At 71.8% G+C, this 21363-nt stretch carries 19 protein-coding genes; 13 read left to right on the forward strand and 6 right to left on the reverse strand.

All coding sequences use genetic code 11. The annotated features are described in order from the left end of the window. Positions 1–186 precede the first annotated feature (186 nt). Positions 187–528 (forward strand): DUF5713 family protein, encoded by a 342-nt coding sequence (locus ACZ37P_RS37765; RefSeq protein ID WP_355349186.1) that lies wholly within the window; start codon positions 187–189, stop codon positions 526–528. 94 nt (positions 529–622) lie between these two features. Here the strand turns inward: ACZ37P_RS37765 and ACZ37P_RS37770 are convergent, their stop codons facing one another. Further along, positions 623–1441 carry an SDR family NAD(P)-dependent oxidoreductase gene (locus ACZ37P_RS37770; RefSeq protein WP_467351003.1) on the reverse strand — a complete coding sequence of 273 codons (819 nt, stop codon included), beginning with the start codon at positions 1439–1441 and terminating at the stop codon, positions 623–625. An 87-nt stretch (positions 1442–1528) separates the two neighbouring features. On the opposite strand from ACZ37P_RS37770, the gene ACZ37P_RS37775 reads away from it, so the two are divergent. Continuing rightward, positions 1529–2380: a helix-turn-helix transcriptional regulator gene (locus ACZ37P_RS37775; RefSeq protein WP_467351005.1), complete on the forward strand. Its 852-nt coding sequence runs from the start codon at positions 1529–1531 to the stop codon at positions 2378–2380. A gap of 32 nt (positions 2381–2412) precedes the next feature. Here ACZ37P_RS37775 and ACZ37P_RS37780 read toward each other — a convergent pair whose 3' ends face one another. Further along, on the reverse strand, positions 2413–3306 hold the full coding sequence (locus tag ACZ37P_RS37780) for a helix-turn-helix domain-containing protein (protein WP_467351007.1): 894 nt from the start codon (positions 3304–3306) through the stop codon (positions 2413–2415). A gap of 471 nt (positions 3307–3777) precedes the next feature. Between ACZ37P_RS37780 and ACZ37P_RS37785 the strand changes: the two genes are divergently transcribed. The 6 genes from ACZ37P_RS37785 to ACZ37P_RS37810 all read left to right on the forward strand — a co-directional run bounded on the left by ACZ37P_RS37785 (position 3778) and on the right by ACZ37P_RS37810 (position 9956). Then, positions 3778–6504 (forward strand): ricin-type beta-trefoil lectin domain protein, encoded by a 2727-nt coding sequence (locus ACZ37P_RS37785; protein WP_467351008.1) that lies wholly within the window; start codon positions 3778–3780, stop codon positions 6502–6504. Positions 6505–6803: 299 nt separating this feature from the next. Continuing rightward, on the forward strand, positions 6804–7568 hold the full coding sequence (locus ACZ37P_RS37790) for a G1 family glutamic endopeptidase (protein WP_355349171.1): 765 nt from the start codon (positions 6804–6806) through the stop codon (positions 7566–7568). A gap of 190 nt (positions 7569–7758) precedes the next feature. Further along, complete coding sequence (locus ACZ37P_RS37795) at positions 7759–8076, forward strand: hypothetical protein (RefSeq protein ID WP_355349168.1); 318 nt, start codon at positions 7759–7761, stop codon at positions 8074–8076. Between the two features lie 343 nt (positions 8077–8419). Further along, on the forward strand, positions 8420–8548 hold the full coding sequence (locus ACZ37P_RS37800) for a hypothetical protein (protein WP_467351010.1): 129 nt from the start codon (positions 8420–8422) through the stop codon (positions 8546–8548). Positions 8549–8641: 93 nt separating this feature from the next. After that, positions 8642–9145, forward strand: a complete 504-nt coding sequence (locus ACZ37P_RS37805) for a GNAT family N-acetyltransferase (protein WP_467351012.1) — start codon at positions 8642–8644, stop codon at positions 9143–9145. 64 nt (positions 9146–9209) lie between these two features. Next, positions 9210–9956 carry a ribonuclease H family protein gene (locus ACZ37P_RS37810; protein ID WP_467351014.1) on the forward strand — a complete coding sequence of 249 codons (747 nt, stop codon included), beginning with the start codon at positions 9210–9212 and terminating at the stop codon, positions 9954–9956. 7 nt (positions 9957–9963) lie between these two features. On the opposite strand, the gene ACZ37P_RS37815 is transcribed toward ACZ37P_RS37810, so the two are convergent. Then, positions 9964–11094 (reverse strand): nitric oxide synthase oxygenase, encoded by a 1131-nt coding sequence (locus ACZ37P_RS37815; protein WP_467351024.1) that lies wholly within the window; start codon positions 11092–11094, stop codon positions 9964–9966. Positions 11095–11430: 336 nt separating this feature from the next. On the opposite strand from ACZ37P_RS37815, the gene ACZ37P_RS37820 reads away from it, so the two are divergent. Continuing rightward, the gene (locus ACZ37P_RS37820; protein ID WP_391049845.1) at positions 11431–11859 is read left to right on the forward strand and encodes a nuclear transport factor 2 family protein; all 429 of its coding nucleotides are present in this window, start codon (positions 11431–11433) and stop codon (positions 11857–11859) included. A 23-nt stretch (positions 11860–11882) separates the two neighbouring features. On the opposite strand, the gene ACZ37P_RS37825 is transcribed toward ACZ37P_RS37820, so the two are convergent. Together ACZ37P_RS37825 and ACZ37P_RS37830 are read right to left on the reverse strand one after the other, a co-directional pair. Beyond that, on the reverse strand, positions 11883–12842 hold the full coding sequence (locus ACZ37P_RS37825; RefSeq protein WP_401312549.1) for a D-2-hydroxyacid dehydrogenase family protein: 960 nt from the start codon (positions 12840–12842) through the stop codon (positions 11883–11885). 56 nt (positions 12843–12898) lie between these two features. Continuing rightward, on the reverse strand, positions 12899–13582 hold the full coding sequence (locus tag ACZ37P_RS37830) for a TetR/AcrR family transcriptional regulator (RefSeq protein WP_401312546.1): 684 nt from the start codon (positions 13580–13582) through the stop codon (positions 12899–12901). Between the two features lie 119 nt (positions 13583–13701). On the opposite strand from ACZ37P_RS37830, the gene ACZ37P_RS37835 reads away from it, so the two are divergent. Beyond that, complete coding sequence (locus ACZ37P_RS37835; protein WP_401312543.1) at positions 13702–14712, forward strand: SDR family oxidoreductase; 1011 nt, start codon at positions 13702–13704, stop codon at positions 14710–14712. Between the two features lie 13 nt (positions 14713–14725). Here ACZ37P_RS37835 and ACZ37P_RS37840 read toward each other — a convergent pair whose 3' ends face one another. Further along, the gene (locus tag ACZ37P_RS37840; protein WP_401312540.1) at positions 14726–16717 is read right to left on the reverse strand and encodes a glycoside hydrolase family 76 protein; all 1992 of its coding nucleotides are present in this window, start codon (positions 16715–16717) and stop codon (positions 14726–14728) included. 386 nt (positions 16718–17103) lie between these two features. Between ACZ37P_RS37840 and ACZ37P_RS37845 the strand changes: the two genes are divergently transcribed. From ACZ37P_RS37845 to ACZ37P_RS37855, 3 genes are all read left to right on the forward strand, one after another. Continuing rightward, the gene (locus ACZ37P_RS37845) at positions 17104–18459 is read left to right on the forward strand and encodes a M20/M25/M40 family metallo-hydrolase (protein WP_467351018.1); all 1356 of its coding nucleotides are present in this window, start codon (positions 17104–17106) and stop codon (positions 18457–18459) included. Between the two features lie 182 nt (positions 18460–18641). Continuing rightward, positions 18642–20096 (forward strand): YfcC family protein, encoded by a 1455-nt coding sequence (locus ACZ37P_RS37850; RefSeq protein WP_355349249.1) that lies wholly within the window; start codon positions 18642–18644, stop codon positions 20094–20096. A 171-nt stretch (positions 20097–20267) separates the two neighbouring features. After that, positions 20268–21308 carry an alpha/beta fold hydrolase gene (locus ACZ37P_RS37855; protein WP_355349141.1) on the forward strand — a complete coding sequence of 347 codons (1041 nt, stop codon included), beginning with the start codon at positions 20268–20270 and terminating at the stop codon, positions 21306–21308. Positions 21309–21363 lie beyond the last annotated feature (55 nt).

Raw genomic sequence — 21363 nt, forward strand, 5'->3', positions numbered from 1 at the left:
CCCCCCCCCCCCCCCCCCCCCCCCCCCCCCCCCCCCCCCCCCCCCCCCCCCCCCCCCCCCCCCCCCCCCCCCCCCCCCCCCCCCCCCCCCCACCGGCGTTGTCAGTGGTGTGGTGCACGATCGGAGACGTCGGACATTCCACACTGGACGCGGGGCTGATCCAGGGCAGAAGGGGAGGGCGTCGCCATGACGATCACCAACCAGCAGGTCAAGGAACGGGCGTTCCTCGAGGTGCTGTACGAGGACGAGTATTTTCCCGACCACGTCCTCGACAAGGGGAAGGCCATCCTGCTGGACCTGTGCGAGCGGATCGAGGCGGAGCGGCCCGCGGACCTGAAGGCGCTGTACGCGCTGACGGCGGTCGCGACGGAGCGGTTCAACGCTCTGGAGGCGGAGTTCGACGCCGCGGGCAGCGAGATCGAGACCGTCGCACGGGAGGAGATAGGCGGGGACATCTGGTTCGTGGCGACGGCCTACGGCTTCGAGGACGCGGACGTCGAGGAACTGATCGCCGCCCGCGAGTGGTGACGGCGCGAGTGGCACCGCCGCCCGCCGCCCGGTGACGCCCGTCGATAACCGGTGGCACCCGCCGACGACCGGTGACGGCCGCGGGCCGCGCGGCTCAGGCCGCCGCGCCGCCGTCCACCCGCAGGACGGTGCCCGTCACGTAGGACGCGCGGTCGCTGAGCAGCCAGGCGGCGGCCTCCGCGATCTCGGCGGGGTCGGCGGCCCGGCGCAGCGGGGTGTGCGCCGTGATCCGGTCGAGCAGACCGGGGGACTCCGCCGCCCAGGCGTGGATCATCTCGGTCAGTGTGCCGCCGGGAGCGATGGCGTTGACGCGGATGCCCTCGGGACCGTACGTGACGGCGGCCGACTCGGTGAGGCTGTTGACCGCCCGCTTCATCGCGCCGTAGGCGGGCAGTTCGGGATTGCCCCGCAGGCTGCCGACGCTGGAGTTGTTGACGATGGCGCCGGTCCCCGCGGTCGCCCGGATCGCGGCGACCTCGGCGGCCATCGCCAGCCACGGACCCCGGAGGTTCACGGCGTAGAGGCGGTCGAAGTCGGCTTCCGGTACCTGGTCCAGCGGGCCGGGTGACGCGTTCGTGGCGCCGTTGTTGAAGGCGACGTCGAGGCGGCCGAACCGCTCCACCGTACGGTCGACCGCCGCGCGTACGCTCGCCACGTCGGCCAGGTCGCACACCACGTGGTCGGCGGTGCCGCCCGCCGCCCCGACCTGCTCGGTCACGGCCTTGAGCTGCGCCTCGGTACGGGCCGCGAGCATGACGCGGGCGCCCTCGCGGGCGAAGAGCAGGGCCGCGGCGGCGCCGATGCCGCGACCCGCGCCGGTGATGAGGGCGACCTTGTCCGCCAGCAGCCCGGTGGCGGCGCCGGTCGCGGTGGTGTCGGTGGTGGGTGTGTCGACGTTGGGTGTGGTGTTCATGGCATCGAGCGTGCGCCGGACCGCCGGGCGCAGCCAGGCACCGGCTGTACCTGGCTGCGCCCGGCGGCACGCGAGCACACTGGAGAGGTGGACAGACGAGAACTGGCCGACTTCCTGCGCAGCAGACGCGAGCGGATCACCCCTGCCGAGGTGGGGCTGCCCGCCGGGACCCGGCGCCGCACACCGGGGCTGCGCCGCGAGGAGGCGGCCCAGCTCGCCTTCATCTCGACCGAGTACTACACGCGGCTCGAACAGGCCCGCGGCCCTCGCCCGTCCCGCGAGGTCCTGGCGGGGCTGGCCCGTGCGCTGCGGCTGACGGACGTCGAGCGCGACCATCTCCACCACCTCGCGGGCGCCCCGCCGGGACCGCCCGCAGGACCCTCGCGCGAGGTGCGCCAGAGCATCCTCGACCTGCTGGACCGCCTGCCGCAGGCCGCGGCGACCGTGATGTCCGCGACCGGAGAGGTCATCGCCTGGAACGACCTGGCGGCGGCCCTCATGGAGGACTTCTCCACCCTGCCGCGCCGCGACCGCAACTTCGTCCGCCGCGCCTTCCTCGGACCGCACCGGCAGGGGCAGCGGCTGTACGGAGTGTCGGACGTGGACCGTTTTGCGAGCAACGCCGCCCAGCGGCTGCGTACCGTCGCCGCCCGCTACCCCGACGACCCCGAGGTGACGGAGCTGGTGGCCGAGCTGCGGGCCGGGAGCGCGGAATTCCGGGAGCTGTGGGCCTCCCACGACGTGCGCAGCGAGCCCACCCTCCGTAAAACCTTCCAGCACCCGCTGGTCGGGCCGGTCACCGTCAACTGCGACGTCCTGGACATCACCGACCGGGACCAGCAGGTCGTGATCTACACCGCGACGCCCGGCTCGCCGTCCGAGGAGGCCCTGCGGCTGCTGTCCGTCATCGGCACCCAGCGCATGGACGTGACCGGCTGAAGCCACCGCCCGGCCGGGTGCGGGCCGGCGTGTCAGCCGAGCGGGTGCTCCTCAGCGGCCGATGCGGGGGCGTCACCCGCCGGGAGGTGGGACGCGGCCCACGAGGCGAGGAAGCGCAGGCCCTCGTGGGTACGGCTGCCCGGCTCCGCGGTCCAGACGATGAGCTGCTGGTCGGGGTCGGTACTCGCGGTCAGGGTGTCCCAGTCCAGACTGAGTTCCCCGACGACGGGATGGCGCAGGGCCTTGGTGCCCACGCTGAGCGTGGCGACCTGATGGGTGGCCCACCACTGGCGGAACTGCTCGTCCTGCACGGACAGTTCACCGACCAGTTCGACGAGCCCCGGGTCGTCGGGGTACTTGGCCGCCTCCATCCGCAGCTGCGACACGCAGGTGCGCGCCACTTTCTCCCAGTCCGCGTAGAGCGATTTCATCGACGGATCGGTGAAGATGATCCGCACGTAATTCCGGTGCTTTTCCGGGATGGCCGAGAAATCGGTGATGAGCGCCGAGGCGAGCGAATTCCACGCGATGATATCCATGCAACGTCCCATGACAATGGCGGGTGTCGCACCGAGGTCGTCCAGAAGCCGCCGCAATTGCGGCTGGACTTTCTGCCGGGTGCGGCGGCGCGGTCGCACGAGTGTCTTCCCGGCCAGCCCGAAGAGGTAGTCGCGCTGGTCGTCGTCCAGTCGCAGCACCCGGGCCAGGGCGGCCAGCACGGACACCGAGGCATGGATACGGCCCTGCTCCAGGCGGGTGTAGTAGTCGGTGCTGATCGCGGCGAGCTGCGCCACTTCCTCCCGGCGCAGCCCGGGCACGCGCCGGGGTGTACCGGGGTCCGGCAGCCCCACGGTGCGCGGGCCGAGCTCCCCCCGCCGGGCCTTCAGGAACTCGCCCAGCTCATTCATGTGCGCGTCGCCGGTCATGCCAGCCATTGTCGCACCGGCGGCCCGCCGCGTGAGGGGGAGAGTTTCCTCCCCGGATGTCCTCCTCCCGTGAGCCGACGCTCCCTTTTCGTATTCCCGTGAGGTATGTGATCACGGCCGTCGAACGGCCGCGGCGGTGAGACGGCCGATCACCGGGGGCCGAAGGCCCATTCCCCGGCCGACCGGGCCGCGCTGATCAACTCCCGCCTTCACCGCTCCCGCCTTCACCGCTCCCGTTCTCTCCGCTCTCGCCTTCACCACTCCCGTTCTCTCCGCTCACGCCCCCCGCTGATCCACTTCGAGCGCCGTGCGACGGCGCGGCCCGCTGACGACGACTGCCGACGTTTGTTTCTGTTTTCTTCGTTCGCCATATTGACCAAGAAGTGAACATGACAACACACTGAACGCCATCCCCCCACGGTGAAGGGTTCAGTCATGTTACGAACATGGAGATTTGCCCCGTTGTGGGTCATGGGGCTGCTCATCGCACTGCTGACCGTCGGCGTCGCCCCCGCGAACGCGGCCACCACCACGATCACGGTGGACGGGACACAGGGCGGCCGGACCTTCGACGGCATCGGCGCGATCAGCGGCGGAGGCGGCAACTCCCGGCTGCTGACCGACTACCCGGCCGCGCAACAGGCGCAGATCCTCGACTACCTGTTCAAGCCCGGCTACGGCGCGAACCTGCAACTGCTGAAACTGGAGATCGGCGGCGACGCCAACTCCACCGACGGCTCGGAACCGTCGATCGAACACGTCAAAGGCCAGATCAACTGCGACGCCGGATACGAATTCTGGCTCGCGGAACAGGCCAGGGCCCGCAATCCGAGCATCGGTCTCTACGGCCTCGCCTGGGCCGCGCCCGGCTGGATCAACGGCGGCTTCTGGTCCACCGACACGATCAACTACCTCATCTCCTGGCTCGGCTGCGCCAAACAGCACGGCCTGACGATCAAGTACCTCGGCGGCTGGAACGAGCGCGGGCACGACGTCAATTGGTACGTCCAACTGCGAGCGGCGCTGAACGCCGCCGGATACTCCGGTGTGCAACTCGTCGCCGACGACAGCGGCTGGGGCGTGGCCGACGACATGGCGAACAACGCGGCGTTCAACAACGCCGTCTCGATCATCGGCACGCACTACTCCTGCGCGGGCGGCGACGGCGGCAGCGCCGACACGTGCAGCAGCACCGCCGCCGCGCAGAACAACGGCAAGCCGCTGTGGGACAGCGAGAACGGCTCGCAGGACATGAACACCGGAGCACCCGCCCTGATCAGGGCCATCACCCGCGGCTACACCGACGCCAAGATGGTCAGCTACTTCAACTGGCCGCTGCTCGCCGCGATCTACCCCAATCTGCCGTACAACACGGTGGGCCTGGCCACCGCCAACTCGCCCTGGTCGGGGAACTACACCATCGGCGCCAGCACCTGGGCCACCGCCCAGGTCACCCAATTCACCCAGCCCGGCTGGAAGTTCATCGACTCCGCCTCCGGCTACCTCGGCGGCGCCGAGTCCAACGGCACCTACGTGACGATCAAGTCGAACACCACCTCCGACTACTCCACCGTGCTGGAGACCACGACCGCCACCGCCGCGCAGACCGTGAACCTCCACGTCCAGGGCGGCCTGTCCACCGGGACCGTGCACGTCTGGGCCACCCAGGTGAACGCGCCGAGCGCGGCCACCTCCTTCGTCCACACGCAGGACATCACCCCTTCGGGCGGCTCGTACTCCCTGACGCTGCAACCCGGTTACGTCTACACGGTCACCACGACCACCGGCCAGGGCAAGGGCACCGCCACCGGCCCGGCGGCGCACGCGCTGCCGCTGCCGTACTCCGACACCTTCGACGCCGTCGCCACCAACACCGAGGCCCGGTATCTCTCCGACATGCAGGGCTCCTTCGAGGCGCGGCCCTGCGCCGGCGGACGGACGGGGCAGTGCGTGCAGCAGGTGACACCGGTCAAGCCGATCGAATGGCAGGAGGACTCCGACGCGTTCACCCTCGTCGGCGACACGACCTGGTCGAATTACACGGCCGGAGTCGACGTCAACCTCCAACAGGCGGGCACCGTGACCCTGTTGGGCCGGGCGGGTACCCAGTCGCGGCCCCAGAGCCACCAGGCCGCCTACCAGTTGCGGCTCTCCAGCACCGGAGCCTGGTCGATCGCGAAGAGCACCAGCTCGGGCAACCTCAGCACGCTGACGTCCGGCAGCCACGCCGCGCTCGCGCTCAACACCTGGCACACCGTGTCGATCGGCTTCTCCGGCGACCAGATCACCGCGACCCTCGACGGCGCCACCCTGGGCACCGTCAACGACGGCTCGTACGCCAGCGGCCAGGTCGGTTTCGGTGTCGTCGGCTACCAGACCGACCAGTTCGACAACCTCGCGATCACCCCGAAGGCCGCGGGCAACGTCAGCGGCTTCCTCAAGGACCGGCACTCCGGGATCTGCGCCGACGTGCCCGCCCGCGGTCAGGCCAACGGCACCGTGGTCACCCTGTGGGACTGCAACGGGGACACCAACCAGACCTGGACCGCCACCCCCGCCAAGCAGCTCATGGTCTACGGCACCAAGTGCCTGGAGGCGGCGGGCGGCGGCACCGCGGACGGCACGGCCGTCGACATCTCCGACTGCACCGGCGCCACAGGTCAGCAGTGGACCGTCAACGCGGACGGCAGCGTCGTCAACGTCGGCTCGGGCAAGTGCCTCGACGTGACCGGCGCCGGCACCGCGAACAGCACCCCGCTCGAACTGTGGACCTGCAACAACGGCGCCAACCAGAAGTGGGACCGCGGCGCCGTCGCGGCCTCCCTCACCGGCCAGGACTCCGGCCGCTGCGTGGACGTGCCCGCCGCGAGCCAGGCCGACGGCACGAAACCCGCGCTGTGGGACTGCAACCGCGGCAATCAGCAGACCTGGACGTCCACCGCCACCAACCAGTTGACCGTCTACGACACCAAGTGCCTGGGCACCATCGGCCACGCCACCGCGGACGGCACCGGCCTGGAGATCAACGCGTGCGACGGCAGCGCCGCCCAGCAGTGGCGGGTCCGCTCCGACGGCACGGTCGTCAACGTGGCCTCCGGCACCTGCCTGGACGCCGTCGGCACGGGTACGGCCAACAGCACGCCGTTGGACATCTGGACCTGCAACAACGGCGGCAATCAGAAGTGGGCGCGCAACTGAGCGATGCCCGAGGCCGGTTCTCGCCGGTCCGCCGCGCGTGAGGCCGTCCCGGCGTCCGACACCCGGACGCCGGGACGACCCCTTTTTGGCCCTGTTCGAGTGCCGTGGAGATCAACTGGACATGCCCACAAGGCGACTTGGCGTGAGTTTTGCCGATCGTTTGATTCCGCCTGCACCTACGCGCCGTGCTTGTCAGCACACTGTCAAGCACCACTGGTGCCACGCACCCCTCAGGGGTCACACACCCCTCCGGTCGCGCCGGTGACACCTGTACCGCGAGACCCGCGAGAAGGAGCAGCATGTCGGCAACAACGCGCATCACCGCCGTATCCGCCGTGGCCGCAGCAGTCCTGTCCGCCCTCGCGACCGCGCCCTCCGCGGTCGCCTCGGCCGACTCATCGGTCCGCCTCACCCCCATGGGCAGCCACCGCCTGATCGGCCCGAACAGCCGCATCGTGCACAGCACCAGTTCCAACTGGGCCGGTTACGCGGCCACCGGCTCCACCTTCACCAGCGTCTCCGCGAGCTGGGTCCAGCCGTCGGTCACCTGCACCGGCGCCACCACGTACTCCTCGTTCTGGATAGGTCTCGACGGCGACGGCAGCAACTCCGTGGAGCAGACCGGGACCGAGGCGGACTGCTCCGGCGGTCGCGCCGTGTACTCCTCGTGGTACGAGATGTACCCGGCCTATCCCGTGAACTACTCCAACGCGGTGAGCCCCGGCGACCACTTCACCTCGACGGTCTCCACCAACGGCAGCGGCTCGTTCACGCTCACCCTCAGCGACACCACCAAGAACTGGACGAAGACCACCAAGAAGACGCTCCAGGGCGCCTCCCTGGCCTCCGCGGAGATCATCGCCGAGGCGCCGTCCAGCTCCACCGGCGTCCTGCCGCTCGCGCACTTCAGCACCGCGTCCTTCACCAACGCCACCGCCAACGGCCAGGCGATCGGCACCTACGGCCCCGACAAGATCAACATGGCCTCCGGCAGCACCACCAAGGCGACCACCTCCGCGCTCTCCGGCGGCAACGCCTTCAGCGTCACCTGGAACCACAGCTAGCCCCAGCGCCTCCGGACGCCCACCGCGCAGGTGACCGCGCCGTACGGACTCCGGCACCGCGCACGGCTCCTCCGTCCGGATGACGTACCCACGTCAGTCGTACCGCGAGGTGCCCGACACGCCGCACGCCGGCGGGCCGGGCACCTCGCGGGTGGGATGGCGGGCGGCGGAACGGGCAGACGTAACCCTCATGACCACCTATGTTGTGACCGTCCCCGGCACCTTCCTCGACGCGCCGACCGCCGAGGCCCGCTCGACGCTCGTCCGGGCCCTGCGCCCCGTCGACCCGCAGAGCACGGACTTCGGCGAGGACGAGGAGCTGGACATCCTGACGATGTACGGCGACTCCAGCGCCTTCAGCGTGCGCGTCGCGGTCGACGCCGACAATCCGCCCGCCGCCGAGGGGGCCGCGCGCGACCTCGTCAACGACGCGCTCGGCGTCGCGGGCTTCACCGAGGAGACCGCCCGGCTCGGCGACCCCGTCATCACCGGCATCGACGCGGAGTGAACGGGCCCGCGGGCGCGGCGGGCCGGTCCCCGACGACGGTCCGCCGCCGCTGTCCGCGCGTCCGCGGAACTGAGTACGGGAACCTACGCGCCCGCCACCGCCCGGCGGGCATGATCGTGGGCATGACCCGAGCCCGACTCCGCGGAGCCGCCCTCGTCCTCCCGCCGTCGCTGACCGCCGTGGCGGCGCTCGCGCTGACCGGCTGCGGCACGCGGACCGTGGACAGCGCGGGGGCCGAAGCGCCGTCCGGGCGGCCCACCGCGGCCGTCACCTCCGCCTCGGCCTCGTCGCCCTCGGCTACGCCCCCGAGTCGGTCAGCGTCTCGGCCTACGGCTCCACCTATGTGGGCTTCGTCGTCGACCACAGCCCGATCTGCCTCAAGGGCGCGCTGAACACGGCCGTCACCGAGGTCGACGCCTTCGCCGGTTACGCCGACGGCACCGGCTGCCAGCAGCCGAAGGGCGGTCACTGACCGCCGACGGGCCTTCGCGGACCGTCCGCCGCCATCTCGCGGCGGCGATAAATCCGGTGCGGTGCGACGTTCCACCGCGCTAGCCTCCGCCGCATGACCTGGCTGCCCGCTGACTTCGTCCACCCCGTCCGCGTCCCCCTGCCCGGCGGCCACCATCTGCGCCCGATCGCCGGATCCGACACCGCGCTCGACTACCCCGCGGTGATGGGCTCGCGCGACCGCCTCTGGTCGATCTTCGGCCCGGCCTGGGGCTGGCCGCCCGCCGACATGACGTACGAGGCCGACCTCGCCGATCTCGAACGGCACGCGACCGAGATCGCCGCGCACCAGTCCTTCAACTACGCGCTCTTCGACGACGCGAACACCGCGCTGCTCGGCTGTGTCTACATCGACCCGCCGGAGAAGGCGGGCGCCGACGCCGAGATCTCGTGGTGGGTGGTGGACGACCGGGTGGGCACCGACCTGGAGCGGGCGCTGGACGCCCTGGTGCCGCGCTGGATCGCGGAGGACTGGCCCTTCGAGCGCCCGCGCCACATCGGCCGCGACCTGTCGTGGAAGGAGTGGCTCGCCCTGCCGGACCACTCGCCCGAGCCGTAGCCCCGCCTCACCCCTGCCGGGGCGCCTCCTCGGGCCGGGGCCGTACGACCGCCCGCGGGCTGGCATGATCTCTGGCATGGCAGAACGCATCATCGCCGCGTGTGACGGGGCATCGAAGGGGAATCCGGGACCGGCCGCGTGGGCCTGGGTGATCGCCGACGGTACGGGGGAGCCCGACCGCTGGGAGGCGGGCCCGCTGGGCACGGCCACCAACAACGTCGCGGAACTCACCGCCCTGCTCCGGCTGTTGGAGACCGTCGACCCCGCCGTGCCGATGGAGATCCGGATGGACTCCCAGTACGCGATGAAGGCGGTCACCACCTGGCTGCCCGGTTGGAAGCGCAAGGGCTGGAAGACCGCCGCGGGCAAGCCCGTCGCCAACCAGGAACTCGTCGCGGGCATCGACGCGCTGCTCACCGGCCGTGACGTCGAGTTCACGTACGTCGCCGCCCACCAGGTCGACGGCGACCGGCTCAACGACTACGCCGACCGCGCCGCCAGCAACACCGCCATCACCCAGCAAGCCTCGGGCACCCGCTACGACTCCCCGCCGCCGCCCCGCAACCCCGACGCCCCCCGCGCCTCGTCCGCCCCCAAGCGCAAGCCCTCCGGAGGCGGAAGCGGCAACGGCGGCGGGACCGGGACAGCGAGCGCCGCCACCGGCACCACGTCCGCCTCCTCGCGCACCCTCAACGCCAAATTCCCCGGCCGCTGCCGCTGCGGCCGCTCGTACGCCGCGGGCGAGCCGATCGCCAAGAACCCCGACGGCTGGGGCCACCCGGAGTGCCGCGACCAGGGCGGAACGCGGTAGCGCCGGATCAGGCGTACGAGGCGCCGTCCGCCGCTTCCCGCGGGTGGCGGACGAAGCCGGGGCTGAGGACGCGGTCGTCGTAGGTGCGGTGGAAGACCGGGGTGGTGGCCCCGGACATGGGCGGGACGATCCAGGCCCAGTCGGCCTGGACCTCGCGGCCCTTGCGCCGCTCGCGGTCGAGGTGCTGGAGGAAACGTTCCGCCTCGGTGTGGTGGTCGGCCAGGGTGACTCCGGCGCGGTCGAAGGAGTGCAGGACGGCGCGGTTGAGTTCGACCAGGGCGCGGTCCTTCCACAGGGAGCGGACGCTGCCGGTGTCGATGCCGAGACTGTCCGCGACGAGCGGCAGGAGGTCGTAGCGGTCGACGTCGGCCAGATTGCGGGCGCCGATCTCCGTCCCCATGTACCAGCCGTTGAAGGGCGCCGCCCCGTAGCAGACGCCGCCGATCTCCAGGCACATGTCGGAGACGGCGGGGACCGCGTGCCAGCGCAGTCCCCACTGGGCGCTCCAGGGGCGCTCGGGGTGGTCGAGCGGCACGTGCAGGACGGCGTCGGAGGGCAGGTCGAACAGCCGGGGCTTGTCGTCGACGCCCTCGACGATCAGCGGGAGCACGTCGAAGGCGGTGCGCGGGCCGCCGGGCCAGCCCAGCCGCTCCGCGAGACCGGTGATGTCCGCGGTGCGCGGGTCACCGGTGACCGTGCCGTCGGCCGCCCGGTATCCGGCGTAGCGGATGAGCTGCTCGTTCCTGATCCGCGGGCCGCGCCGCTCGGGGGCGTCAGGGGCGAAGACCGAGATCAGCGGCCTGATCCGGCCGCCGTTGGTGGCGATCCGCAGATGCGTCGCGCACTCCTCGGCGATCTCCTCCGCCTCCGTGACGTGCCGCAGGTCGCGCACCTGCAAGGACCGCCAATAGAGCCGCCCGATACAGCGGTTGCTGTTGCGCCACGCGACCCGCGCGCCGAACGCCAGCTCCGCCGAGGTGTGTTGATACGTGCCTGTGTCGCCGATCTCCGCGCGCACTGCCGTGAGCCTGCTGTCCAGGTCGCCCGCGGCGGGCTCCTCGCCGTGATAGAGCCGCAGGAACTCCTCGGCCTTGCGCCCGAGTTCACGCGCCGCCCTGAGCTTCGCGCGCCCCGCCATCACATCGACGGGGGCCGCCGGTGGCAGCGGCTCGCGCCCCGCGTCGTCCTGCCCTGCCGTGTCGCGCTGCCGGAGTCCCGGTCTGTTCAGGATTCTGAGTATCACAGGCACCTCGGATCGACGAAGGGCTGACCTCGATCGACGGTCCCGGAATTCACCCCCCGGTGTGACACGACCGTCGGCAGTGATCACAGTTGGCCGGACTCCGTCCGAACCGCGTCGCCTTCTGCCCGCCGACACGTCCGGGTCCGACCGCCGCCGGACCGTACGGCGCCGGTCGCGTGCGCACTACGCTGGCAGACCGGTCGGGACGGGCCCGGCCCGAGAGGAGTCCCGTTGCCGCTCACCACCGAGGACCGCGTCGCCGTCGCCGAGTTGATCCACTTGCACGGCCACCTCTTCGACGGCGGCGAACTCGACCGGCTGGACGAGCTGTTCACCGCCGACGTGGTCTACGACATGAGCGACTACGGCGGCGGAGCGCTCGTCGGCATCGCGGCCGTCCGGGAGGCGGCGCTCACGCTCGGCGACCGCAATCCCGTCGCCCACCACGTCACCAACGTCGTCATCACCGAACTGCCCGACGGCGCCGTCCGCGTCCGGTCCAAGGGCTTCGGCGTCAACACCGACGGCACGTGCGGGAGTCTGACGTACGACGACCGGGTGACGCGCGGCGCGGACGGCTGGCGGATCAGCCACCGTACGCTGCTGGCCCGGCGGATCCCGCTGAACGGCGTCGGCCGGGAGCCGGGACCCAGCGCCTGAGCCGACCCCCCTTCACCTCGGCGTCAGTCGAGGCGACGGACCGGCGCGCCCGCCAGATACGCCCGGATGTCCTCGACCGCCTGCCCGTAGTACGTACGGTAGTTGGCCTCGGTGACATAGCCGAGGTGCGGCGTGGCCAGCAGCCGGGGCGTGGAACGCACGGGGTCGTCGGCCGGAAGCGGCTCGATGTCGAAGACGTCCAGGCCCGCTCCGGCGATCCGGCCCTCGCGCAGGGCGGCGAGCAGCGCCGCCTGGTCGACGATCGCCGAGCGCGAGGTGTTCACCAGATACGCGGTCGGCTTCAGCAGCGCCAGTTCCGCCGCGCCGATCAGGCCGCGACTGCGCTCGCCCAGGGCGAGGTGGACGGAGACGAAGTCGCTGGTGGCCAGCAGTTCCTCCTTGGTGGCCAGGCGCGCCGCACCGACCTCGGCCGCCCGCTCGTCGGTCAGATTCCCGCTCCAGGCCACCACGTCCATGCCGAAGGCGAGCCCGACGGCCGCCACCCGCCCGCCGATCCTGCCGAGCCCGAGCAGACCGAGCCGCGCGCCGTGCAGGTCGGCGCCGACCGTCGTCTGCCAGGGGCCGCCCGCGGCGAGGTTGGCGCTCTCCGGCACGATGCCCCGTGCCAGCCCCAGCAGCAGCGCCCACGTCAGCTCGACCGGCGGGGTGCCGGCGCTCTCCGTACCGCACACGGTCACGCCGTGCTCCCGCGCGGCGGCGTAGTCGATCACCGAATTGCGCATCCCGGAGGCGATCAGCAGCTTCAGCCGGGGGAGCGCGGCCAGTACCGAGGCGGGGAAGGGCACGCGCTCGCGCAGGGTCACGACGATGTCGAAGTCGGCCAGGGCCGCGACGAGTTCGGCCTCGTCCGCGACGTGACCGGGGAAGCCGACGACCTCGACCTCGTGGGTCAGCGAGGACCAGTCGGCGAGCGTCGTGGCGACGCCCTGGTAGTCGTCCAGCACGGCGCAGCGCAGTCGCATCTCGGTCTTCTCTCCGTCAGGGTGCGGGGGTCGAGGGCTTGGACGGTGTCCCGGCGCTACTCGGGCACGCGGCGTGCCAGCAGCCCGCTGGCCAGGATTTCCAGCGTCTCGCGGACCGTCGCGGCGAAGTCCAGCCGCAGCGCCTCGAGCGCCGGGTCGGCGTCATAGGCGGCCAGCATCGCCGCCGACGGGTGGGCGTGCGTCCACACGGCGCCCGTGACCATCACGGCCGCGCCCGCGTACCGCAGCGCGTCGCCCTCGCCCAGTTCCGGCACGTGCCGCCGTACGAGGTCGGCCAGCGCGTACACGTTCCGGACGGCGGTGCGCTTGTAGTCGGCGGCGACCTCGGGCGAGACATTGCGCTCCAGCACGGCGGCCTGGGCGCCGGTCAGGTCGCAGAACACCGGGCGGACCGCCAACGACCCGGCGAGGACGGCCGCCACCTGGTCGCCGCGATGCCGGGGCGGCGCGCCGGGGTCGACCTCGTCGTCCAGTTCGGGTCCGAGGTGCGCCAGCCACTCCCGGAAGGCGACGTCGAGCAGTTCGAGCAGCACGGCCTCGCGGGACTCGAAGTAGCGCAGCACATTCGACTTCGCCAGGCCGACGCGGCGGCTCAGCTCGTTGAGGCTGACCTCGGCCACCGGCATCTCGGCGAGCATCGCGGACGCGGTGTCCAGGATCGCCTGGCGGCGCTGGGCGCGCTGCTCCTCGCTGCGGGCGCGCTGGAAAGTCGTGGGCATGCCCACATTCTACGGACCTGCGGTCTGTTGTTATCGGACCGCCGGTCTGATAGCGTGAAACGTAACAGACCACCGGTCCTTTATTGAGGTGTCCCGGCACGGACGCCGAAGGAGTCACCATGTACGTCGTCCCCGACCAGACCGGCCGGAAGGCCGTCGTGACCGGCGCCAACAGCGGCACGGGCAAGGAGGCCGCCCGCCGCCTCGCCGCCGCGGGAGCGCAGGTGATCATGGCCGTACGCACCCCGGAGAAGGGGGAGCGGGCCCGCGCTGAGATCCTGGAGCGGCACCCGGACGCCCGCCTGGAAGTGCGCCGCGTCGACCTCGCCGACCTGGCGTCGGTCCGCGCGTTCGCCGACGGCGTGCTCGCCGATCCCACCCCGCTCGACCTGCTGGTCAACAACGCGGGCGTGATGGCCCCGCCGACCCGGATGACCACCGCCGACGGCTTCGAGCTGCAATTCGGCAGCAATTTCCTCGGCCCGTTCGCCCTGACCGTCCGGCTGCTGCCCGCCCTGCTCGCCGCCACCGCGCCGCGCGTGGCGACCATGAGCAGCGGCACGGCCGCCTACGGGCGGATCGGCTTCGACGACCTCCAGTGGGAGCGGCGCCGCTACCGCCCGAATCTCTCGTACGCCCAGTCCAAGCTCGCCGACCTCATCCTCACCCGGCAGTTGGCCGCCCTCGCCGCCAACCGCGGCTGGAATCTGCTGAGCACCGCCGCCCACCCCGGCTACACCACCACCAACCTGCAAACCGCGGGCGCGAGCCTGGGCGGCGAGCCGTCACGGCTGCACAGGCTCGGCAGGCGGCTGGACTTCCTGCCCCGCCAAGGGGTCGAGCAGGGCACGGAACCGCTGCTGTTCGCCGCGGCCGATCCCGGAGCCGTCGCGGGCGGCTACTACGGCCCGGGCCGACGCCTCGGCCTGGTCGGCCCGACCACGACCGCGCGCATCACCCGCAGAGCGCTCGACGCCACGACCAACGCCCGGCTGTGGGCGGCGGCCGAGCGCCTGACCGGTGTCACCGTGCCCGAGACCGCGCCGACCGGGACGACCGAGCCAGGGAGGACCATGCGCGAGACGACCGCGCCCGGGACGACCGCGCCCGCGACCCCGCCCGGACCCTGAGGTCCGCGCCGCCTCAGCCCGCCGCCAGCAGCGCGCTGAGCGCACTGGCCTGCGTACGCCAGTCGCGCACATTGAGATGGTCCGTGCTGCCCTGGCCCGACCAGCGCTCGCCGAGACGGTTGAGCGAATCGCGGTCCGCCGACCAGATCGAGTTGCCCTGGGTGATGGCGAAGCCGCGATAGGCGCCGCCGGTCGCGCCGTTGAGGTCCTGGAGGTAGCGCATGAAGACGCCCTTGAACTGCTTGGCGTTGTCGTCGCAGGTCGCGTTCAGCGCGTCGCACTGCTCGGTGAGCAGCCCCGAGGTGACCAGCGACGGTGCCGAGGCCGCGGCGTCGGCCAGTTGGCGCGCCTTCGCCAGCGCCGTACCGTCACCCGTGGCCCGCCAGATCTCCACCGCGGCCCCGATCGCCAGGCCCTGGTTGTAACTCCACACCGTCTGGCCGTTGTTGGCGCAGCCGCCGGTCAGCCCGTCGTTGACCAGCCCGGACCCGTTGATCAGACCGCTGTTCCTGAACCAGTTCCAGGACGTGGTCGCCCGGCCCAGCCAGGTCGTGTCCCCGCTGATCCGGTTGTGCAGCTCCGCGGTCAACCGCACGTACAGCCCGTTGGTCACCGCGTTCTTGTACGTCCGTTCGCGGTCCCACCACACCCCGCCCCCGCAGGTGCTGGTGTCCCACAGCCCGTTGACGTACGTGGCGATCGTGACGGCCTCGTTGAGATACGTGACGTTGCCGGTCAGGTCGTAGGCGTCGATCCAGGCCAGGGCCCACCACTCGGCGTCGTCGGTGGCCCGGCTGATGAAGTCGCCGTCGATCGGGTCGGAACTGCGGGCCCCGGCGGGGAAGGCGGCCTTGTTCACCTGGAAGGTGCGCGCCACCACCCACAGATAGCGAGTGTCGCCGGTCTGCCGCATGTAGTCGATCACCGTGCTGAGCGCCACCGCGGAATTCCACCAACTCGACGGCCAGTAGGCGGTGTTCGGGTCGTAGGAGTACATGAGGGCGTCGGCCGCCGCCGCGCTGCGGACCGTCGTCGGCCGCGCCCACGCGGTGCAGCTCCCGTTCTGGCCCTCGACGGCCCGGCCGCAGGCGCGCACCGCGCCGCCGTAGAGCTTGCCGAGCGGATCGGAGGTGTTGAACTCCGCTGTCCTGGTGCCCGACGCGCCGGACGGCACGGATGTCCGCCCCTTCGACGATCCGTCGGGCCAGCTCGCGCCGCCGTCCCACGAGCGGTCGAGCCAGATCTCGTCGCCCGCGGCGCCGCCGGAGACCGTGCCCCAGGCCATCCCCGAGTTGTCCATGTGCAGCGCGATGGTCCGCCCGTTGAGCGTCGCGTCCGCCACCGGCCGGGTGTCACCGGTGCCCGTGGACACATCGGCGCCGTCGCAGCGCGCGGCACACACGCTCAGCCGCGCCCAGCCCGTACAGCCGACGCCCTGCGCGTCACCGCACGCCCGCAGTACGGCGCGCCGGTGGTGGGTGGGGTCGTAGAGGTTGTACATCAGGGTGCGCGTGCCGGTCCAGGTCGACGGGATCGAGGCCCTGCCCAGCAGCCCGTCCCAGGTCGTCCCGCCGTCCCACGAGCGGTCCAGCCACACCGAGTCGTTGAGCTGTCCCGCGTCGATGGACGCCCAGGCCATGCCGTCGGCGTCCGAGACGTGCAGCGAGACCCGGCGGCCGTTGAGGGTCTTGTCCGCCACCGGGAAGGTCTCCTGCCCTGCCAGTGACGGGTCGCGGGTGTCGCAGTAGACCGCGCACACGGTCGTGGCGTCGTTCGGCGCGGCGAGCGCGACCGGCGACACCGTAAGCGACGGCTCCGCGGACGGCGGCTCCGTGGACGGCGGCTCCGTGGGCAAAGGCCCCGTGGACGACCGTCCCGTGTGCGACGACCCCGCAGCCGCGGAGGACGACGAGCCGCCCGCAGGCGAGGCCGACGCGATGCCCGGCTGCGCGGCCAGGACGAGCAAGGCGAGGAGAAGAACGCGCCACAACCACCGTCTGCTCACACGACACCCCTGTCCGGGACCGGGCGGAACGGGTCACGCCGCGCTCGACCGCGCGGCACGGCAACTCCGGTCGAAGCGCGGGCACTTCACCGTTTCTCACGTTGCAATTCCACATTGAGACAGCGTTGTCATGCACAGTCAACCCCTTGGGTCACCCGCGTCCCACGGCAACCGCCCGCCGCGGTCACCGTGGCCCGTTCGGCCCATTAACGGCTGCGCCTCACCCGGACAGTCGACAGAGTGCTCGAAAGGACCGTCATGGCCCTGTCCGCACCGGGGATTTCGGACGGCAGGGCGCGTCGGACCACGGAAGCGATCGCACGAGAGCGCGACCGCGCCACGGAGCGGTCGGAAGACAGAGAACTCGGGATGAGGAGCACGCCGGTATGGATCTCGCCGCCACCGTCGACAGTCTGATGGAACAGCTCACCGCCGACCTGGTGCGGCTCGCCGAGATTCCCTCGATCGCCTTCCCTGGCTACCCCGCCACGGAGGTGAACCGGGCGCACGACCTGCTGGTCGAGCTCCTGAGGGACGCCGGGGTCGAGCACATCGAGCGGATCGACCTGCCCGACACCTCACCGGTCATCTACGCCGAGATCCCGCCGCCGACCCCCGACGCGCCGACCGTACTGCTCTACGGGCACTACGACGTCCAGCCGTCCGGCGACGAGTCGGCCTGGCAGTCGCCGCCCTTCGAGCCCACGCCCATCGAGGGCGGCCTGCGGGCCCGCGGCATCGCCGACGACAAGTCGAACGTCATGGCCCACCTCGGCGTCCTGCGCGCGTACGGCGGCCGGCCGCCGACCGGCGTCAAGATCGTGCTGGAGGGTCAGGAGGAGTACGGCAGCGCCTTCGACGACTACCCGCCGACCGACCCCGAGCGCTTCGCCTGCGACGCCATGGTCATCGCCGACATGGGCAATCTGCGGCCCGGCACCCCCACCCTGACCACGGGTCTGCGCGGAGTCGCCGAGGTCGTCGTGGAGGTGCGGACGCTCGCCGAGGCCCGGCACAGCGGCGAATTCGGCGGCGCCGCGCCCGACGCGCTGCTGGCCCTCGTCCAGGCGCTCGCCTCGCTGCACGACGCGGCCGGTGACGTCACGGTCGAAGGGCTGCGCCGCGAGCCGTGGGACGGGGCCTCGTACACCGAGGAGGAGTTCCGCGCGCTGGCGACCGTGCCCGACGGCACACCGCTGATCGGCACCGGCAGCCTCGGCGAGCGGCTGTGGAGCGGCCCTGCCGTCACCGTGATCGGCATGGACACCCCCACCGTGGACGGCGCCGCGTCGGCCGTGGTGCCGTACGCGCGCGCCAAGCTCAATCTGCGCGTGCACCCCTTGCAGGACCCGAAGGAGGCCACCGACGCGCTGGTCAGGCACCTGCGCGAGCACCGGCCCTTCGGCATCGAGCTGACCGTGACCCCCAGCGACGCGGGCCCCGGCTTCGAACCGGCCACCGACGGCCCCGCCTACCGCGCCGCCCGCACCGCGCTGCGCGAGGGCTGGGGCGAGGAGGCCCAGCTCGCCGCCAGCGGCGGCTCCATCCCGCTGGTCAACGGCCTCGCCAAGGCCGTACCCCACGCGGAGGTGCTGCTCTTCGGCGCCCAGGACAGCATGTGCAATCTGCACGCCCCCAATGAGCGGGTGCTCTTCTCCGAGCTGCGCGGCGCCGTCATCGCGGAGGCGGCCTTCCTCCGGGAGTACGCGGCGGACTTCCGCGCGGCGGGCGGGGCGCGGTGAGCGGCGATACGGCGCCGGGCGCCGACGCGGCCGATGCCAACGGATCCACCGCGTACCGGGACACCGGGACGGCGGGGACCACGGACGGGGACTCCGCCGGCGGCTCCGGCACCGGCACCACGGGCGACGGCGAACCGGGCCGACAGCCGCCCAAGAAGCACAAATTCACCTTCCCCAGCGCCCTGACCATCCTCGCCCTGGTCACCCTCGCGGTGTGGGCGCTGGCGTTCCTGATCCCGTCGGGCGAGTACAAGCGGAAGGACACGGGCGCGCCCATCCAGGGCACGTACCACCGCGTCTCGTCCGGACTGAGCTTCGTCGACCACCTCAAGGACCTGTTCCTCTCGCCGGTCAACGGCCTGTACGGCATCCAGAACGCCAAGACCGGCTTCGTCGCGCCCGACAACTCCGGTGACCTGTACGGCAGCGCGGGCGTCTTCCTGTTCGTGCTCGCCATCGGCGCGTTCATCACCGTGGTCTTCGCCACCGGCGCCCTGGACCGCGGCATCGCCCGCCTCGCGCACGCCCTGCGCGACCGCGGCGCGCTGCTCATCGCGGGCATCATGGTGACCTTCTCCGTGCTCGGCACGGTCGAGGGCTTCGCCGAGGAGACCCTGGGCTTCTACGGCCTGATCGTGCCCCTGATGCTGGCGCTGGGCTACGACCGCATGGTCGCCACCGGCGCGATCATCCTCGGCGCGGGCGTCGGCGTGCTGTGTTCCACGGTCAACCCGTTCGCGACCGGCGTCGCCTCGTCGGCCGCCGACATCTCGCTCGGCGACGGCATCGTGCTGCGCTTCGTGATGTGGATCGTACTGACGACCGTGACGGTCGCCTACGTCGTCCGCTACGGCAAGCGCGTGCAGAAGAACCCCGACCGCTCCCTCGTCGGCTTCCTGCCCGGCGACCGGGAGCAGGGCGTCGACCGCGACCAGGAGCCGCCCGAGCTGACCGGCCTGCACAAGGCCGTACTGATGGCCGTCGGCCTGGTCTTCGCCTTCATGATCTTCTCGGTGGTGCCCTGGTCGAGCGCGCTGACCGGCAAGGCCGACGCGACCCCGTACGCCTGGGAACTGGACTGGTCCTTCGCCGAACTGGCCGCGCTGTTCCTGGTCGCCGCGGTGATCATCGGACTGGTCGGCCGCATGGGGGAGCAGAAGCTCAGCGCCACGATCATCCAGGGCGCGGCGGACTTCATCTCTCCCGCGCTGGTCATCGTGCTGGCCCGCGGCGTCACCGTGATCATGAACAACTCCAAGGTCACCGACACCGTGCTGCACTCCATCGAGGGCGTCGTCTCCGGCACGTCCAACTCGGTGTTCGGCATCATCGTCTTCCTGGTCAACCTGCCGCTGGCCTTCCTCATCCCGTCCACCTCGGGGCACGCCACCCTCGCCATGCCGATCCTGGCCCCACTGGCCGACTTCGCCGGGGTCTCGCGCTCGGTCGTCGTCACCGCCTGGCAGTCGGCCAGCGGCTGGATGAACCTCTGGGTGCCGACCACCGCCGTCACCATCGGTGGTGTGGCCCTGGCCAAGGTCCGCTACGACCAGTACCTGCGCTTCATCTGGCCGCTGCTGGCCATCCTCTTCGTCATGATCTGCGGCTTCGTCGCCGTCGGCGCGGTCGTCACCTGACGCCCGGCGGGACGCCGTTTTGCCGGAACGGCAACGGAATTGGCCTGCGCTCCGGCCGGGCCCGCACACTCGCGGCAACGGCTCACGGCGTGCCGGGTCTCCCGGCCCGTGCACGACGTACGCCGCAGGTCAGACCGCCGCGAGCGCGGTCCGAAGCTCCGGGAGGAAGCAATGGCGCAGCCCACCCGTCCACAGCCGACCCGTCCGCACTCCGCGGCCACCGAGGACCCCGCGGCCGACGCGCGGCACCGGCTGGTCGACGTGCCCGGCGGCCGCATCCATCTGGTCGAGCAGGGCGCGGGACCGCTGGTCCTGCTCGTGCACGGCTTCCCCGAGTCCTGGTACTCCTGGCGCCACCAGCTTCCGGCCCTCGCCGCGGCGGGCTACCGCGCCGTCGCCGTCGACGTGCGCGGCTACGGCCGCTCGTCGAAGCCCGCGGAGCCCGAGGCGTACCGCATGCTCCAGCTCGTCGCCGACAACGTGGCGGTCGTCCGCGCCCTCGGCGAGCGGACCGCGACGGTCGTCGGCCACGACTGGGGCTCGCCCGTCGCCGCCAACTCGGCGCTGCTGCGGCCGGACGTCTTCACCGCCGTCGGCCTGCTCAGCGTGCCCTACGCGCCGCGCGGCGGCCCCCGGCCCACCGAGGCGTTCGGCGCGATCGGCGGCGACGAGGAGTTCTACGTCAGCTACTTCCAGGAGCCGGGTCGGGCCGAGGCGGAGATCGAACAGGACGTGCGCGGCTGGCTCGCGGGCTTCTACGCGGCGCTGTCGGCCGACACGATGCCCGCGGCGGGGGAGAGCGACCCGCACTTCGTACCGCCCGCCGCCAAGCTCTCCGACCGCTTCCCCACCGGGCGGCTGCCCGGTTGGCTGACCGAGCGCGACCTGGACTTCTACGCGGGCGAGTTCGAGCGGACCGGACTGACCGGGGCGCTCAACCGCTACCGCAACGTCGACCGCGACTGGGCGGACCTCGCGCCCTGGGACGGCGCTCCGATCCGGCAGCCCTCGCTGTTCATCGGCGGCGACCTCGACGCCTCCACCACATGGATGGCCGGCGCCATCGACGCGTATCCGAGCACCCTGCCCGGACTGGTCTCCTCGCACATCCTCAAGGGCTGCGGGCACTGGATCCAGCAGGAGCGCGCCGAGGAGGTCAGCGGCCTGCTGACCGACTGGCTGGCCGCGCTGCCCGCACCGCGCGAGGATTGAGGGGTACGCCGCACGGCCGCGGTGGGATGTCCACCGTTTCCGCCGCCTCACCACG

The sequence above is a fragment of the Streptomyces sp. NPDC024632 genome (assembly GCF_055559175.1).

What these genes read in the sequence shown, in the direction of transcription:
- ACZ37P_RS37765 (WP_355349186.1), top strand. Translation starts at nt 187, where the DNA reads ATGACGATCACCAACCAGCAGGTCAAGGAACGGGCGTTCCTCGAGGTG.
- ACZ37P_RS37770 (WP_467351003.1), bottom strand. Translation starts at nt 1,441, where the DNA reads ATGAACACCACACCCAACGTCGACACACCCACCACCGACACCACCGCG.
- ACZ37P_RS37780 (WP_467351007.1), bottom strand. Translation starts at nt 3,306, where the DNA reads ATGACCGGCGACGCGCACATGAATGAGCTGGGCGAGTTCCTGAAGGCC.
- ACZ37P_RS37785 (WP_467351008.1), top strand. Translation starts at nt 3,778, where the DNA reads ATGGGGCTGCTCATCGCACTGCTGACCGTCGGCGTCGCCCCCGCGAAC.
- ACZ37P_RS37790 (WP_355349171.1), top strand. Translation starts at nt 6,804, where the DNA reads ATGTCGGCAACAACGCGCATCACCGCCGTATCCGCCGTGGCCGCAGCA.
- ACZ37P_RS37795 (WP_355349168.1), top strand. Translation starts at nt 7,759, where the DNA reads ATGACCACCTATGTTGTGACCGTCCCCGGCACCTTCCTCGACGCGCCG.
- ACZ37P_RS37805 (WP_467351012.1), top strand. Translation starts at nt 8,642, where the DNA reads ATGACCTGGCTGCCCGCTGACTTCGTCCACCCCGTCCGCGTCCCCCTG.
- ACZ37P_RS37810 (WP_467351014.1), top strand. Translation starts at nt 9,210, where the DNA reads ATGATCTCTGGCATGGCAGAACGCATCATCGCCGCGTGTGACGGGGCA.
- ACZ37P_RS37815 (WP_467351024.1), bottom strand. Translation starts at nt 11,094, where the DNA reads ATGGCGGGGCGCGCGAAGCTCAGGGCGGCGCGTGAACTCGGGCGCAAG.
- ACZ37P_RS37825 (WP_401312549.1), bottom strand. Translation starts at nt 12,842, where the DNA reads ATGCGACTGCGCTGCGCCGTGCTGGACGACTACCAGGGCGTCGCCACG.
- ACZ37P_RS37830 (WP_401312546.1), bottom strand. Translation starts at nt 13,582, where the DNA reads ATGCCCACGACTTTCCAGCGCGCCCGCAGCGAGGAGCAGCGCGCCCAG.
- ACZ37P_RS37835 (WP_401312543.1), top strand. Translation starts at nt 13,702, where the DNA reads ATGTACGTCGTCCCCGACCAGACCGGCCGGAAGGCCGTCGTGACCGGC.
- ACZ37P_RS37845 (WP_467351018.1), top strand. Translation starts at nt 17,104, where the DNA reads ATGGATCTCGCCGCCACCGTCGACAGTCTGATGGAACAGCTCACCGCC.
- ACZ37P_RS37855 (WP_355349141.1), top strand. Translation starts at nt 20,268, where the DNA reads ATGGCGCAGCCCACCCGTCCACAGCCGACCCGTCCGCACTCCGCGGCC.